The sequence below is a fragment of the Variovorax sp. OV700 genome (assembly GCF_900099805.1).
GTDB lineage: Bacteria > Pseudomonadota > Gammaproteobacteria > Burkholderiales > Burkholderiaceae_C > Variovorax.
The window spans coordinates 225,178-239,577 of sequence record NZ_FNDR01000005.1 but is presented as its reverse complement, the minus strand read 5'-3'; the positions used below and the strand labels follow the sequence as shown (position 1 = coordinate 239,577).

General features: G+C 66.8%; 11 protein-coding genes. 5 read left to right on the top strand and 6 right to left on the bottom strand.

What is annotated here, in order from left to right:
• The first annotated feature begins 114 nt into the window (after positions 1–114).
• Both BLR24_RS13945 and BLR24_RS13940 read left to right on the top strand, forming a co-directional pair.
• The gene (locus tag BLR24_RS13945) at positions 115–1,383 is read left to right on the top strand and encodes an HAD family hydrolase (RefSeq protein WP_093017761.1); all 1,269 of its coding nucleotides are present in this window, start codon (positions 115–117) and stop codon (positions 1,381–1,383) included.
• Between the two features lie 76 nt (positions 1,384–1,459).
• Positions 1,460–2,038, top strand: a complete 579-nt coding sequence (locus tag BLR24_RS13940) for a peroxidase-related enzyme (RefSeq protein WP_093017759.1) — start codon at positions 1,460–1,462, stop codon at positions 2,036–2,038.
• 12 nt (positions 2,039–2,050) lie between these two features.
• On the opposite strand, the gene BLR24_RS13935 is transcribed toward BLR24_RS13940, so the two are convergent.
• Genes BLR24_RS13935 through BLR24_RS13925 form a run of 3 tightly spaced genes read right to left on the bottom strand, consistent with a single transcriptional unit; the run spans position 2,051 to position 5,090 of the window.
• Positions 2,051–3,802: a phosphoethanolamine transferase gene (locus BLR24_RS13935; RefSeq protein WP_093017757.1), complete on the bottom strand. Its 1,752-nt coding sequence runs from the start codon at positions 3,800–3,802 to the stop codon at positions 2,051–2,053.
• Positions 3,803–3,859: 57 nt separating this feature from the next.
• Positions 3,860–4,429 (bottom strand): phosphatase PAP2 family protein, encoded by a 570-nt coding sequence (locus BLR24_RS13930; RefSeq protein WP_093017755.1) that lies wholly within the window; start codon positions 4,427–4,429, stop codon positions 3,860–3,862.
• Positions 4,416–5,090, bottom strand: coding sequence for a phosphatase PAP2 family protein (locus BLR24_RS13925; protein WP_254787285.1), 675 nt, complete (start codon positions 5,088–5,090; stop codon positions 4,416–4,418). Before BLR24_RS13925 ends, BLR24_RS13930 begins: the two co-directional genes overlap by 14 nt.
• A 217-nt stretch (positions 5,091–5,307) precedes the next feature.
• Here BLR24_RS13925 and BLR24_RS13920 point away from each other — a divergent pair, with 217 nt between their 5' ends.
• On the top strand, positions 5,308–5,982 hold the full coding sequence (locus BLR24_RS13920; protein WP_093017753.1) for a response regulator: 675 nt from the start codon (positions 5,308–5,310) through the stop codon (positions 5,980–5,982).
• On the top strand, positions 5,979–7,331 hold the full coding sequence (locus BLR24_RS13915) for a sensor histidine kinase (protein ID WP_093017751.1): 1,353 nt from the start codon (positions 5,979–5,981) through the stop codon (positions 7,329–7,331). The genes BLR24_RS13920 and BLR24_RS13915 overlap by 4 nt, the downstream gene beginning before the upstream one ends.
• 31 nt (positions 7,332–7,362) lie before the next feature.
• On the opposite strand, the gene BLR24_RS13910 is transcribed toward BLR24_RS13915, so the two are convergent.
• Both BLR24_RS13910 and BLR24_RS13905 read right to left on the bottom strand, forming a co-directional pair.
• On the bottom strand, positions 7,363–7,785 hold the full coding sequence (locus tag BLR24_RS13910) for an acyl-CoA thioesterase (RefSeq protein ID WP_093017749.1): 423 nt from the start codon (positions 7,783–7,785) through the stop codon (positions 7,363–7,365).
• A 25-nt stretch (positions 7,786–7,810) separates the two neighbouring features.
• Entirely contained in the window at positions 7,811–8,593 is a 783-nt protein-coding gene (locus BLR24_RS13905; RefSeq protein WP_093017747.1) for an SDR family oxidoreductase, read from the bottom strand.
• 117 nt (positions 8,594–8,710) lie between these two features.
• On the opposite strand from BLR24_RS13905, the gene BLR24_RS13900 reads away from it, so the two are divergent.
• Entirely contained in the window at positions 8,711–10,408 is a 1,698-nt protein-coding gene (locus BLR24_RS13900) for an electron transfer flavoprotein-ubiquinone oxidoreductase (RefSeq protein ID WP_093017745.1), read from the top strand.
• A 304-nt stretch (positions 10,409–10,712) separates the two neighbouring features.
• On the opposite strand, the gene BLR24_RS13895 is transcribed toward BLR24_RS13900, so the two are convergent.
• Entirely contained in the window at positions 10,713–14,366 is a 3,654-nt protein-coding gene (locus tag BLR24_RS13895) for a hydantoinase B/oxoprolinase family protein (RefSeq protein ID WP_093017743.1), read from the bottom strand.
• Positions 14,367–14,400: the final 34 nt, after the last annotated feature.

The following is a 14,400-nucleotide window of genomic DNA, read 5'->3' as shown; positions in this document are numbered from 1 at the left end:
TTCGACACGCCGTCCCATTGGGCTGGCATGGCTGATGCGTAGGTCCCTGTCGAAGTGTCACGAGCGTTCTCTACGCTCGGGCTTCCATCAACGCCGCACAACAACAGGAAACCCATGCAACGACGCCTGCTTCTTCTCACGCCGCTCGCCGCCGCGCTCGCCGCCACGGGCTGCGCCAGCCTGGCCCCCAACGCGTCCACCACGCTGTCGCCCGGCCACTGGGATGCCTTCAACCGCGCGCAGATCGAAGGCCTGATCGCCAGCCTTGGCAAGCAAAGCTCCGGCTACAGCGCCGCAAAGCCACCTTACGTGGTCTTTGACTGGGACAACACCAGCGTGTTTCTCGACATCGAGGAAGCCTCGCTGATCTACCAGCTCGAAAACCTGGCGTTCGGCGCCACCCCTGCGCAGCTCGAAGTGGCGCTGCGCAAGAACATCCCGAAGAAAGACTTCCTGCCCGCGCACAACAACGCGGCAGGCAAGCCCGTCAACATCGACCTCCTGGTGCCCGACATCGTGGCCAGCTACACCTGGCTCTACCAGAACTACAGCGGCCTCAAGGGCAGCCAACCGCTGGCCGCGGTGAAGCTGAGCCCGCACTACATCGCCTTCACCACCAAGGTGCGCTACCTGTACGAAGCGATCGGCGATACCTTCGACCACGACACGGCCTACCCGTGGGTGACCTACCTCTTCGTCGGAATGACCGAAGCGCAGGTGCGCAAGCTCACGGCGGACACGGTGGCGTGGCAATTGAAGGAGCCCGTGGCCAAGGTCAAGTGGACCTCGCCGGCCGCGCTGCCGGGCCAGGCGGGCGTGGTCTCGGTCAGCTGGAAGAACGGCCTGCGGCTGCAGCCCGAGATGCAGGAGCTGTACGCCGCCTTCCGGAGCGCAGGCTTCGATGTGTGGGTGTGCTCGGCATCCTTCGTCGACGTGATCAAGGAGATTTCGTCGAACCCCGCCTTCGGCTACAACAACCCGCCCGAACGCGTGCTGGCCATGGAACTGGAGCGCGACGCCAACGGCGTGATCCAGCCTGAGTTCCGCCGCGGCTACGACCAGACCCAGGGCCCCGGCAAGACCAAGAACATCCAGCGCTTCCTGGTCAGCAAATATGGCTATGGCCCGTGCTTCATTGCCGGCGACAGCGAGGGTGACCAGAACATGATGGCCGACTTCGCCGACACGAAGAAAGTGCTGATCGTGAACCGCCTGCGCGACCCGAAGACCGACATCGGCAAGTTCTCGGCGATGGCGGTGCAGAACTACGGCAAGCCCGACACGCGCTACCTGCTGCAGGGCCGCGACGACAACCTCGGCCAGTGGGTGGCTTCGCAGCTGCACACGCCGCTGGGCGCTACGCAGGGCAAGGCGCTGAAGTAGGCGCAGAAGCCCGGGTCGGGGCAAGGAGCGGCGGTTGCCTATGATCGATCCTGGCATTCCACCCAGGAGACGAAAAATGGCCGACCGCTACCCTCTCGCCGAGCTGAAAGACCTGCCGGAAGACATCCGCACCGCGATTCTTGCGGTGCAGGAAAAAGCCGGCTTCGTGCCCAACGTTTTCCTCGCGCTCGCGCGCCGTCCGGCCGAGTGGCGCGCCTTCTTCGCATACCACGACGCGCTGATGCTGAAAGAGGAAGGTTCGCTCACCAAGGGCGACCGCGAGATGATCGTTACCACCACCAGCGCGGCCAACCAGTGCCTCTACTGCGTGGTGGCGCACGGCGCGCTGCTGCGCATCTACGAGAAGAAGCCGCTGGTGGCCGACCAGGTGGCGGTGAACTACCGCAAGGCCGACATCACGCCGCGCCAGCGCGCGATGCTCGACTTTGCGATGAAGGTCTGCGAACGCTCGCACGAGATCGACGATGCGGACTTCACCGCATTGCATGTCCACGGCTTCGACGATGAAGACGTCTGGGACATTGCCTCGATCACCGCCTTCTTCGGCCTCAGCAACCGGCTTGCGAGCTTCAGCGGCATGCAGCCGAACCCCGAGTTCTTCCTGATGGGGCGGCTGCCCCGCGAGAAGAAATAGCGGGCCGCGGCTTCAGGTCTTGTTGCGGCAGGACGCGAGCGCGTCCAGGGCGGGCTTGTAGGTGGAGTTGCCCACGTCCATCAGCCCCAGCACGGTGTGAAAGAGGTTGTCGTGCGTCAGCGGCGCATCGAGCCCCGCTTCCATGCACGGGCGCGAGAGCTTGCGGCGCTGGCTCATGCCGTCGCTGAACCAGGTGACCATGGGCACGTGCTTCTGTGCCTCCGGCGCAAAGCTGTAGGGCACGCCGTGCAGGAACAGGCCGTACTCGCCAAGCGATTCGCCGTGGTCGCTCACGTAGAGCAAGGCCGGGTCGTACTGGTTCGACTGCGCTTTGAGCCAGTCGATGGTCTGGGCGAGGAAACGGTCGGTCTGGGCAATCGAGTTGTCATAGACGTTCTGCAGCTCCGCATGCCCGCACTCGGCCAGCGCGTTGGTCTTGCACTCGGGCAGGAAGCGCTTCACCTCCGGCGCCGAACGCTTGTAGTAGGCCGGCCCGTGGCTGCCCATCTGGTGCATGACCAGCACCACGCCCTTGGCGCGGCGCTCGGCCGGCAGCGCCGCAATGCGCTCGTCGAGCCCCTTGAGCATCACGTCGTCCAAGCATTCCTCCCCATCGCACAGCGCACTCTTCAGAGCCGGCGAAAGGCTGTCGAACGCGGAGGCGTTCGGAATGCGCGCGCAGACATCCTTGCAGCCGGCCTGGTTGTCGAGCCACAGCACCGCCAGTCCCGCGGCCTGGAGCACGTCGACCAGGTTCTCGTAGTCGTCGTCGCGCGATTCGTAGCCCTGCTTGCCGAGCGGCGAGAACATGCACGGCACCGAAGCAAGCGTGTTGGTACCGCACGAATGCACGTCGCGATAGCTCAGCACGCCGCGCGCGGCCAGTTCGGGCGTGGTGTCGCGCGCATAGCCGTTGAGGCCGAAGTGGTCGGCCCGGGCCGTCTCGCCCACCACCAGCACGAACATCGGCGGCCGCGACTGGCCGGCATAGCTCGCGCCCAGCGTCGTTCCGGCAGTGATGGGAATCAGCTTGCGGCTGCGCTTGAACATCGGCCTGAAGACCACCGCGCCGGCCGAATAGAGGCTCGCCACCGGGTTCATCATGTAGCGCAGGTGAACGTTGTTGCGCATCAGCGGCGCCAGCTGCCGGTTCATCGACACGGCGGCCACCAGGGCCACCGCCACCGCCAGCAGGAGCAGCGCCGCGTTGCGCCAGAGCTTGGAGACGAAGCGCATCGGCACGATACGCACGCGCCAGAGCGCCAGGGCCGGCAGCAGGACCACCAGCAGCACGTGGTACGCCATGCGCCAGCTCATGAGGTCGCGTGCCTCGTTCGGGTCGGTCTGCAGCACGTTGGCGACCATGGTCGGGTCCATCACCACGCGGTACTCGAGCATGTAGTGCTGGACGAACGCGGCCAGCAGCACCACCGCGAACCACAGCGGCTTCATCCAGCGCGACCACGCGGTGAAGGACAGCAGCGCCACGGTGGCGCACATCATGAGCACCGCCATGGCGGCGATGGTGGGCAGGTAGGTGCTGGGCGCACCGCCGATGCGCGCCAGTTCGTTCCACAGCGGCCAGTTGGCGGCCGCGGCCAGGTAGATGCCCAGCCACACGACGAGCTTTTGCGCCGAGCGCGGCTCGGCAAGCCACCGATCGAAGCGCCCCCAGAGCGCGCCTGCAGGCGCGAGGTACGGCAAACCGGCCGCGGACGGGCCAATGCTCCGCGCGGGCGCGGGTTCGATTCGCGAAAATGACATGCGCCGACTGTAGGAAGCGCAACTGAAGGAAGCCTGAATTGCGCGTTCAGCCGGCGTTCAGACTCGGGCCCTTCTTGCTCTCAGCCTGGGCCGCATGTAGGCCCTGAGCGCCAGGTTCAGCGGCCGGCTGACGCCGCGCTCCACCACGATCGACACCAGGGCGGCGAGCATGACGCCGACCACCACGTCGAACGGAAAGTGCAGTCCCAGGAATATCCGGCTCCACCCGACCACCGCGGCCACTGCCAGCGCGGCGAACATGGGCGCGCGCCAGGGCAGACACCAGAGGGAAAATGCCGCCGCGAAGGTGCATGCGGCATGCAGGCTGGGAAACCCCGGCCGTGCGCCCTGCGGCGCCCACTGGATGCCCAGCCCATAGAAAGCGGGCCGCTGGAACGGGATGGCCGAACGGAACACGTTCACGAAGAGCCATACCGCCAGCACGCTGACCAGCGCGGTAAAGCAGGCATAGCGCAAGCGCCGGTCGAGAGCCGCCCCGCCGATGATCGCGACAGCCAGCAAAGCCGGCAGCACATCGGAGGCAAAGCGCGCGAAATAGATGCTCCACGCAGGTGCCGCGGCGCCAGCGTTGATCAGCGCGAACAGGGCGACATCAAGATCCTGCATGCAGGACGGCAGGCTGGGCTGCTGGCAGTCGAGGGGCCCGGGGTGCGGCGACGAGGTCGATGGCAAAGCCCACCACCCAGCAGATCCACGCCGTCCACAGCGTGTGGCTCATGTAGTGCGCGCCTCGCAGCTGCTGCGACAGCCCCAGCGCAAGGCCCGCGGCCAGCGACACGCCGAGCCACACGAGCGCGGAGCGCGGCGACACCCGGCGCAGCACGAAATAGCCGCCCAGGTACGCGAAGGCCGCAGAGGCATGGCCGGCTGGAAAACACCCGCCCGGGCCGCCGTCATAGACCTTCCATGCCCAATGCGACACGTGGCTTGCCACACCGCCGAATTCCTTCAGATCCCAGGGGCAGCTCGTATGGCTTGCGTGCTTGAGCAGGCTGACCGCAACCACCGAAAGCAGCACGGTGAAAGCCAACTGCGCCCGGGCGCGAACCGGCAGCCGCCGCAGGATGCCCAGCGGCCAGCGGATGCCAGCGAACAGCGCAATCACGAGCAGCCAGCTCAGGTTCTTGGCGCTTTCGTGCATCACATGGACGAGAAAGGCGTTGTCGCGCAGCGGAAACCCCATGGGCGTGCCCGCGAGCCGCGCGAGGACGAGGTCGCCGCCGGTGGCGTCCCAGCCCAGCAGGAGCACCAGCGCCAGAAGGGACATGCCCCCCAGACGAAGATTATTGGAAACAGTCGGCAGATTCAGCACACGCGTCATGAGCAGAGAAGCAAGCAGCAGAAAAACAAGTCCGGGAAACCCCATGAGCCTACGTTCCTGGTCTGAACCAATCCTGAAGCAGTCTGAACGAAAGCTGACGTGCTCCCGGTCCGCCCGGCGGTCGGCGCTAGACTCGGTTTTTTGAAAGAAAGAGTGACCTCGCGTGCGCATATTGCTCGTCGAAGATGACAGTGCGTTGGCAGACGCCGTTTGCAGCTACCTGATTGCGAAGGCTTTCGTGGTCGATGTGGCGTCCAGCCTCGCCGAGGCCCGGGGCGCCCTGCATTCGGTGCAATACGCCGCCGTGCTGCTCGACCTGCACCTGGGCGACGGCGACGGCCTTTCGCTGCTGCCGCAGGTGCGCGCGCTGCGGGAGCCGCCCATCGTCATCGTGCTGACCGCGCGCGACCAGGTCACCGACCGCATCCGCGGGCTCGATGCCGGCGCCGACGACTACCTCATCAAGCCCTACGATCCAGCCGAGCTGCTGGCGCGGCTGCGCGCGGTCGAGCGGCGGCGCAGCGCCGGCAGTTCGCCGGTGCTCCACCTCGGCACGCTGGAGATCGATCTGGCTCAAGACCGGGTCCGCAAGGACGGGAATCCCGTCGTCCTGACCCAGAAGGAATGGGCGCTGCTGCGCGTCATGGCCACGCGGCCCGAACGCATCCACACCCGCGAGAACCTCGCCGATGCGCTCTACGGCTTCGGCGACGAGGCCGACAGCAACACGCTCGAGGTGTTCATCAGCCGGTTGCGGCGCAAGCTCGGCAAGAGCCATATCCAGACACTGCGCGGCCTCGGCTATCGCCTGTCGACTTCGGCAGACGACGACGAATGAACGCAATTCTCCCCCCCACCGGCCCCGACACGCTGGCCGGCCGCCTGACTCGCACGCTGATCGTCTGGGTGGGCGGCGTGTGGATGCTGTGCGTGCTGGCCGTGGTCTGGTATGTGGACCGCGAGATCAACCACAACTTCGACAACGAACTGGTCGAGGTGTCGCACCGCATGTTCGACATGGCGGTGCAGGAACTCGACAAGCTGCAGCAGGGGAACACCCCAGCCACCATGCCGATGGTCGCGCCCAAGCAGCTGTTCTCGGAAGACGCCGTGAACTACCAGATCGTGGACATCCACGAGCATGTGCTGCTGCGCTCGGCCGAGTCACCCAACGATGCTTTCGACGTTCCGCTGGCAGCGGGCTTTGCGAACAACCAGACCTGGCGCATCTATACCGTGCGGCACCCCACGCGAGGCCTCTACTTCCAGGTGGCCGATCCGCTCGACGAGCGTCGCACGGCGCTGAACCGCACGCTCTACGGCCTGATCATTCCGCTGGGCGCCGTGCTGCCGCTGCTGGCGCTGGTGCTGCGCAACGTGGCGCGCACCGAGCTGCGCGTGCTGCAGCAGCTTGCGGGCGAGATCGAAAAGCGCAGCGGCTCCGACCTGCGGCCCATCACCCTGCCCGGCCTGCCGCGGGAACTGCGCTCGGTGGGCGACCACGTCAACAGCCTGCTGGAGCGCCTGTCGCAGTCGCTCGACGTCGAGCGCGCGCTGGCGGCCAACGCGGCCCACGAGCTGCGAACGCCCCTGGCCGCTGCGCGGCTGCGGCTGCAGACCGCGCTCGAGCACGACCTGCAGCGCAACGATGTCCAGGCCGCGCTCGATGCGCTGCAGATACTCAGCCACCGCACCGAGAAGCTGCTCCAGCTCTCGCGCGCCGAATCCGGCGCGTCGCTTGCGCGCTCACGGGTCAACCTGGTCCAGCTTGCAGGCGCGGTGGTGCAGGAATTCTGGAAAGACCCACAGATCAGCGAACGCCTGGCACTCAAGGTGCCTGACACCGTGGCGCCCGCCGCCTCGGGCGACGTCGACGCGCTGGCCATTGCGCTGCGCAACCTGGTGGAAAACGCGCTTCGCTACAGCGGCAGCGGCCGCGTGGTGATCGAGGTGATGGCGCCCTGCACGCTCGCGGTGCGCGACTTCGGCCCGGGCGTCAGCGCGGAACAGCTCGCCACGCTGCAGCAGCGCCACGTGCGGCACAGCTCCGACCGTGCGGGTTACGGGCTGGGCCTGTCGATCGTGGGCACCATCGTCGAGAAGCACAACGCGAAGCTCGAACTCGCCTCGCCGCCGGCGGGCGCCGCCAGCGGGTTCGAGGCACGCATCGTGCTGCGGCCGGCCTGAGGACGGCGCGTCCGGTCACAGGCGCGGCAACTCAGTCGCTCACCAGCGTGCGCAGCCAGTCGGGCAGGGCCAGCGCCTTCTGCTTCGGAAAATCGACCCAGATCGTGGTCGCTCCACCCGCCGCGCAGACCACGTCGGGCGCATCGACGCGCGCCATGGTGGCCCAGCTCTCGAAGGTGGTGCGGCCCGGGTCGCTCACGTACATCTTGAGCAGCACGTCGCCCGGGTATTCGATCTGGCGGTAGAAATTGCAGAAGGCATTGACGATCACCATGCCCTCGCCGCCCGGCTCGGGCTCGAAGCCGATGGAGTGCATCCAGTCGATGCGCGCGGTTTCCAGGTAGCGAAAGTAGGTGCCGTTGTTGAGGTGGCCCATGGCATCCATGTCGCCCCAGCGGATGGGGATGGACATTTCGTACACGAGCTTCTTCTTTTCGGGGATTTCGATTCTCATCGGCGGATCTGGTGAGATGGAAGGATCAAAGCGCGAACCCGTCGTCCGCGGCAATCACCGCGCCGTTCACGAAGTGGCTCTGCCCGCTGGCCAGCAGCACGATCAGGCCGTCGAGGTCTTCGGGCTTGCCCACGCGCTTGCGCGGCAGCATGTTCACGAGCTTGGCGCCCCCTTCGGAAAGCCAGTGGTCCTCGTTGAGTTCGGTCGTGATGTAGCCGGGGCACAGCGCGTTCACGTTGATGCCGAAGCGGCCCCACTCGAGCGCCATGGCCTTGGTCATCTGCACCACCGCGGCCTTGCTCATGCAATAGGTGCCGATCTGCGGCATGACCTTGAGCGCCGCCACCGAGGCGATGTTGATGATGCGTCCGCCGATGTAGGTGCCCGGCGCCGAGCCGTCGGCGCGCGCCAGCATGCGCTTGCCCACCTCCTGCGCGACGAAGAACGAGCCCTTCACGTTGGTGTCGAAGATGTAGTCGTAGTCGTCGGGGGTCACGTCCTGCAGGCGCTGGGTGGTGCTCACGCCCGAGTTGTTGACCAGGATGTCGATGGGGCCCACTTCGGTTTCGGCGCGCGCCACGGCGGCCCTGATGCTGCCGATGTCGGTCACGTCGAGCTCGACCACGTGGGCGTCTCCGCTCTCGCCCTCGATGCGCGCGCGCAGCTCCTTGAGTTTCTCGACCCGGCGGCTTGCCAGCACCACCGCCGCACCAGCGCGCGCCAGCGTCTTGGCAAACTGCGCGCCCAGGCCGCTGGAAGCGCCGGTGACAAAGGCCACGCGGCCCGAAAGGTCGATGCTGTAAGCCATGAAAAGAGGGTCCTGTTGAGCCGTTGCGGAGTCGCCGAGGCGACGTCCCGCACTCCACATAAAATGTTTCGCGCCCTCGAAGCGTCCGAGCCTCAAATCATTATCGACGAGACCCACATGACCCACGACGAAATCCTCGCCCAGTTCGGCCCCCGCGAATCCATGGAATATGACGTGGTGGTCGTCGGCGGCGGCCCGGCCGGCCTCTCGACCGCCATCCGGCTCAAGCAGCTGGCCGCCCACCACGAAAAGGAAATCTCGGTCGTGGTGCTCGAGAAGGGCTCCGAGCCCGGCGCGCACATTCTCTCGGGCGCCATCATGGACCCGCGCGCCCTCAACGAGCTGCTGCCCGACTGGAAGGAACAGGGCGCCCCGCTGAACCAGCCCGTCACCGACGACGCGATGGTGTTCCTCGGCGAGAAGTCGGGCCTGCGCACGCCCAATGCCTTTTTGCCGGCCTGCTTCCAGAACCACGGCAACTACATCGTCAGCCTGAGCGACTTCACCAAGTGGCTGGCGCAGCAGGCCGAGAACCTGGGCGTGGAGATCTTCCCCGGCTTCCCGGCGGCCGAAGTGCTCTACAACGAGAACGGCTCGGTGCGCGGCGTTGCCACCGGCAACCTGGGCGTGGGCAAGGACGGCGAACCCACCGAGAACTTCCAGCTCGGCATGGAGCTCCTGGGCAAGTACACCGTGTTCGCCGAAGGCGCGCGCGGCCACCTGGGCCGCCAGCTGATCGCCAGGTTCAAGCTGGACGAAGGCAAGGACCCGCAGACCTACGGCCTTGGCGTGAAGGAAGTGTGGGAAATCGACCCCAAGCGGCACCAGCCCGGCTTCGTGCTGCACACCGCAGGCTGGCCGATGAAGAGCGACACCTACGGCGGCGCCTTCCTCTATCACATGGAAGACAACAAGATCTCCATGGGCTTCATCACCGGTCTGGACTACAGCAACCCGTACCTGAGCCCGTTCGAGGAAATGCAGCGCTGGAAGCTGCACCCCAACATCCGCTGGTACCTGGAAGGCGACGAGGCCAAAGGCATCAAGCCGGCCAAGCGCATCGGCTACGGCGCGCGCGCCATCACGGCCGGCGGCCTGATGTCGCTGCCCAAGACTGTGTTCCCGGGCGGCGCGCTGGTCGGCTGCGAGGCCGGCTATCTCAACGTGAGCCGCATCAAGGGCAGCCACGCCGCCATCAAGACCGGCATGCTGGCCGCCGAAGCCGCGTACGACGCCGTGCAGGCCGGCCGCCAGCACGACGAGCTCACGGCCTACCCGGCCGCCTTCGAGAAGAGCTGGCTCTACACGGAACTGAACAAGGCACGCAACTTCAAGGCCTGGTTCAAGAAGGGCCTGGGCGTTGCCACCTTCATGAACGGCATCGAGCAGTGGCTGCTCAAGGGCCACATTCCATGGACGCTGCACCGCCACAAGCCCGACCACCTGTACCTCAAGCCCGCGGCGGAGTGCAAGCCCATCGTCTATCCGAAGCCGGACGGCAAGCTCACCTTCGACCGCCTCTCTAGCGTGTTCATCAGCAACACCAACCACGAGGAACAGCAGCCGGCACACCTGACGCTCAAGGATGCGTCGGTGCCGGTGAACATCAACCTGTCGAAGTTCGCGGGCCCTGAAAGCCGCTACTGCCCGGCCGGTGTGTACGAGTTCGTAGGCACCGACGACGGCAAACAGCGCCTGCAGATCAACGCGCAGAACTGCGTGCACTGCAAGACTTGCGACATCAAGGACCCGACGCAGAACATCGTGTGGGTTACGCCTGAAGGGGGCGGCGGGCCTAACTACGTGGGGATGTAATTCGCGGTCTGTGCTCTTGTTCAGGGCTCTTGTTCAGGGCGCGTGCACAGGCCACCGGGTACTCCCCTCCGCGAATGTCCCCCGGCTTCGCCTCCTCCTTTATTTCGCTGCGGGGAGTACCCGGCGCCCTGCGCCCACTGGGCGCTGCGGTTGTTCCGCTCGATCAACCACCGCTCTGAACAACGATCCCGTCGATGGGGTGCCTTGCGCAGCGAAATAAAGGAGGAGGCCGCAGGCCGGGGGACATTCGCGGAGAAAGGTACCCCGTCGGCGGGAGCGCCGCCCTGAACACAGAGCGCAAACTTCAGACCGCGCCTTCGCCCCACCCGCCTCCACCAGGCGTCTCGATCACGAACACGTCCCCCGGTGCCATCTGCACTTGCCCGATGTGCTCCAACGATTCCACCGTGCCGTCAGACCGCTCAACGCGGTTGATCCCCACTGCACCGGCCTCGCCACCTGCTCCGCCGAACGCACCGTAGAGCCGGCCGTTGCTGAGGATGGACGCCGTCATCGGCGCCAGGAAGCGAACACGCCGCACGCCGCCGTCGCCGCCTCGCCAGCGCCCTGCCCCGCCCGAACCTGTGCGCAGACGATAGCTATCGAGCCGCACCGGGTAGCGGAATTCGAGCACCTCGGGGTCGGTCAGGCGCGAATTGGTCATGTGCGTCTGCACCACGCTCGTGCCGTCGAAACCGGGGCCGGCGCCAGAGCCGCCCGAGATGGTCTCGTAGTACTGGTGCTCGCCGTCGCCGAAGGTGAAGTTGTTCATCGTGCACTGGCTGGCAGCCATCACGCCCAGCGCGCCATAGAGCGCATTGGTCACGCAGCTCGACGTTTCGACGTTGCCCGCCACCACCGCGGCCGGCGGCAGCGGGTTGAGCATGCAGCCATTCGGCACGATCACCTCGATGGGTTTCAGGCAGCCCGCGTTGAGCGGAATGTCGTCGTCCACCAGCGTGCGGAACACGTACAGCACGGCCGCCATCGTGATGGCGCGCGGCGCATTGAAGTTGTTGGCCAATTGCGCGCTGGTGCCGGTGAAATCCACCGTGGCCGAGCGCGCGACCGCATCGACCGTGACCCGCACGCGAATCTGTGCGCCGTTGTCCAGCGGCAGCGTGAACTCGCCATTCTTCAGCGCCGTGATGACGCGGCGCACCGACTCCTCGGCGTTGTCCTGCACGTGGCCCATGTAGGCGGCCACGGTCTCGCGGCCGAACTGCGCGACCATGGCCTGCAGCTCCTGCACGCCCTTCTCGTTGGCGGCAATCTGCGCACGCAGGTCGGCCAGGTTCTGCTCTATGTTGCGCGACGGATGCGCCCCGCTCCCCAGCAGCGCGCGCAGCTCGGCCTCGCGCAATCGACCGCCCTCCACCAGCTTGAAGTTGTCGATCAGCACGCCTTCGTCGCCGATGGAGCTGGAGAACGGCGGCATCGAGCCCGGCGTGATGCCGCCCACGTCGGCGTGGTGGCCGCGCGAAGCCACGTAGAACGAAGGCCGCGCATCGCCCGCGTCCAGGTACACCGGCGTCACCACCGTGATGTCGGGCAGGTGCGTACCGCCGTGGTAGGGGTCGTTCAGCACGAAGACGTCGCCGGGCTTCATGCCGGGATTGCCGTCGATCACGGTCTTGATCGACTCGCTCATCGAACCCAGGTGCACCGGCATGTGCGGCGCATTGGCGATGAGGTTGCCTTGCACGTCAAACAGCGCGCAAGAAAAGTCGAGCCGCTCCTTGATGTTGACCGAATAGGCCGTGTTCTGCAGCCGCAGCCCCATCTGCTCGGCGATGTTCATGAAGAGGTTGTTGAACACCTCCAGCATCACCGGGTCTGCGCTGGTGCCCATGGCCTGCGTGGCCACACGCGGGCGCACCCGGTGCAGCTCGATGCCGGCAGCGGTGGCGCGCGCCTGCCAGCCGGGCTCGATCACCGTGGTGGCATTGCGGCCCGCGAGGATGGCGGGGCCGTCGATGGTCGCGCCGGGCGTGAGGGCCGCCTCGTCGAACAGCGCGGCGTCGCGCCAGCCGGCGGCTTTCTCGTCGGCCTCGCAGTACATCCGCACGGCCGCCAGCGGCTCGGGTGAACTAAGGGAAACGTCGGCCTGCGCGGCCGGTGGCGCGCCACGCTCGCCGGCCCCCACGGCTTCGACCGTCACCGCCTCGATCACAAGTGCGCGCTCGGCCATCAGGAAGGCGAAGCGGCGTCGGTAGCCGGTTTCGAATTCGTCGCGCATCGCGGCAATGGCCTCGTTGATCGTGCCCGCCATGGGCAGCGTGCAGGCCAGTGCGGTGTCGGTGCCTTCGTAGCGAAGCTGCACGCGGTGCACCAAGGCGATGACCGCATCCGCCACGCCCTGCTCGCGCAGCTCGCCCTTCGCCTGCGCGGCGAGCATGCCGGCGGCCTCGCGTGCCGCGGCCAACCCTTCTGCGTCGAGCTTGCGCTCGAGCGCCAGCTCGCGCATCGCGAGCTGGTCGGCCAGACCCATGCCGAAGGCGGAGAGCACGCCCGCCAGCGGATGCAGGTAGATGCTGCCCATGCCCAGCGCATCGGCCACCAGGCACGCGTGCTGGCCGCCCGCGCCGCCGAAGCACTGCAGCGTGTACTGCGTGACGTCGTAGCCGCGCGCCACCGAAATGCGCTTGATGGCATTGGCCATGCTGGCGACTGCGATGCGCAGCGCCCCGCTCGCCACTTCTTCCGCGCTCACGCGTCGGCTTGTCGCTTCGGACATGCGGCGCGCCATGGCATCGAAGCCGCTCCGTGCCGCTGCCAGGTCGAGCGGCTCATCGGCGTTCGCCCCGAACACACGTGGAAAGTGCGAAGGCTGGATCTTGCCGAGCAGCACGTTCGCATCGGTGGTGGTGAGCGGACCGCCACGGCGGTAGCTGGCCGGCCCCGGGTTGGCGCCCGCCGACTCGGGCCCCACGCGCAGCCGCGCGCCGTCGAACGCGATGACCGAGCCGCCGCCCGCGGCCACGGTGTGAATACTCATCATCGGCGCGCGCATGCGCACGCCGGCCACCTGGGTCTCGAACGAACGCTCGAACTCGCCGGCGTAATGCGACACGTCGGTGGAGGTGCCGCCCATGTCGAATCCGATCACGCGCGCATGGCCGGCGTCGAGCGCGGTGCGCACCATGCCGACGATACCGCCCGCCGGGCCGGAAAGAATCGCGTCCTTGCCCTGGAAGCGGTCGGCCTGCGTGAGCCCACCCGAGCTCTGCATGAAGAACAGCGGCACGCCCGGCATCTGCCGCGACACCTGTTCCACGTAGCGCCGCAGAATCGGGCTCAGGTAGGCATCGACCACCGTGGTGTCGCCGCGCGGCACCAGCTTCATGAGCGGGCTGGTCTTGTGCGACACCGACACCTGCGTGAAGCCGATGGCGCGCGCAATGCGCTCGGCCGCGAGTTCGTGCGCGGTGTAGCGCCAGCCGTGCATGAAGACGATGGCACAGGCGCGCAGGCCGGCATCGAAGGCTTCTTGCAGCGCGGTGCGCAAGGCGCCCTCGTCCAGCGGCTGCACGACGCCGCCTTGCGCGTCCATGCGCTCGCCGGCCTCGATCACGCGCTCATAGAGCAGCTCGGGCAGCACGATGCGGCGGTCGAACAGCCGCGGCCGCGCCTGCGTGGCAATGCGCAGCGCATCGCGAAAGCCCGCCGTGGTGACCAGCACCGTGGGCTCGCCCTTGCGCTCCAGCAGCGCGTTGGTGGCCACCGTGGTGCCCATCTTCACGCACTCGACGCGCTCGGGCGCGACGGGTTCGCCGGGCTTTAGGTTCAGCAGGCGGCGGATGCCCTCTACGGCGGCGTCCTTGTATTGCTCGGGGTTCTCGGACAGCAGCTTGAGCGTGTGCAGCCTGCCCTCAGGATCGCGGCCGACCAGGTCGGTGAATGTGCCTCCGCGGTCGATCCAGAACTGCCAGCGCGGGGGGGAGATGTTGTCTTGCATGGTGTTTCAGCTTGTGGTGTTGAATGAATGCCTC

What these genes read in the sequence shown, in the direction of transcription:
- BLR24_RS13905 (WP_093017747.1), bottom strand. Translation starts at nt 8,593, where the DNA reads ATGGCTTACAGCATCGACCTTTCGGGCCGCGTGGCCTTTGTCACCGGC.
- BLR24_RS13900 (WP_093017745.1), top strand. Translation starts at nt 8,711, where the DNA reads ATGACCCACGACGAAATCCTCGCCCAGTTCGGCCCCCGCGAATCCATG.
- BLR24_RS13945 (WP_093017761.1), top strand. Translation starts at nt 115, where the DNA reads ATGCAACGACGCCTGCTTCTTCTCACGCCGCTCGCCGCCGCGCTCGCC.
- BLR24_RS13915 (WP_093017751.1), top strand. Translation starts at nt 5,979, where the DNA reads ATGAACGCAATTCTCCCCCCCACCGGCCCCGACACGCTGGCCGGCCGC.
- BLR24_RS13910 (WP_093017749.1), bottom strand. Translation starts at nt 7,785, where the DNA reads ATGAGAATCGAAATCCCCGAAAAGAAGAAGCTCGTGTACGAAATGTCC.
- BLR24_RS13925 (WP_254787285.1), bottom strand. Translation starts at nt 5,090, where the DNA reads ATGTCCCTTCTGGCGCTGGTGCTCCTGCTGGGCTGGGACGCCACCGGC.
- BLR24_RS13895 (WP_093017743.1), bottom strand. Translation starts at nt 14,366, where the DNA reads ATGCAAGACAACATCTCCCCCCCGCGCTGGCAGTTCTGGATCGACCGC.
- BLR24_RS13930 (WP_093017755.1), bottom strand. Translation starts at nt 4,429, where the DNA reads ATGCAGGATCTTGATGTCGCCCTGTTCGCGCTGATCAACGCTGGCGCC.
- BLR24_RS13940 (WP_093017759.1), top strand. Translation starts at nt 1,460, where the DNA reads ATGGCCGACCGCTACCCTCTCGCCGAGCTGAAAGACCTGCCGGAAGAC.
- BLR24_RS13935 (WP_093017757.1), bottom strand. Translation starts at nt 3,802, where the DNA reads ATGTCATTTTCGCGAATCGAACCCGCGCCCGCGCGGAGCATTGGCCCG.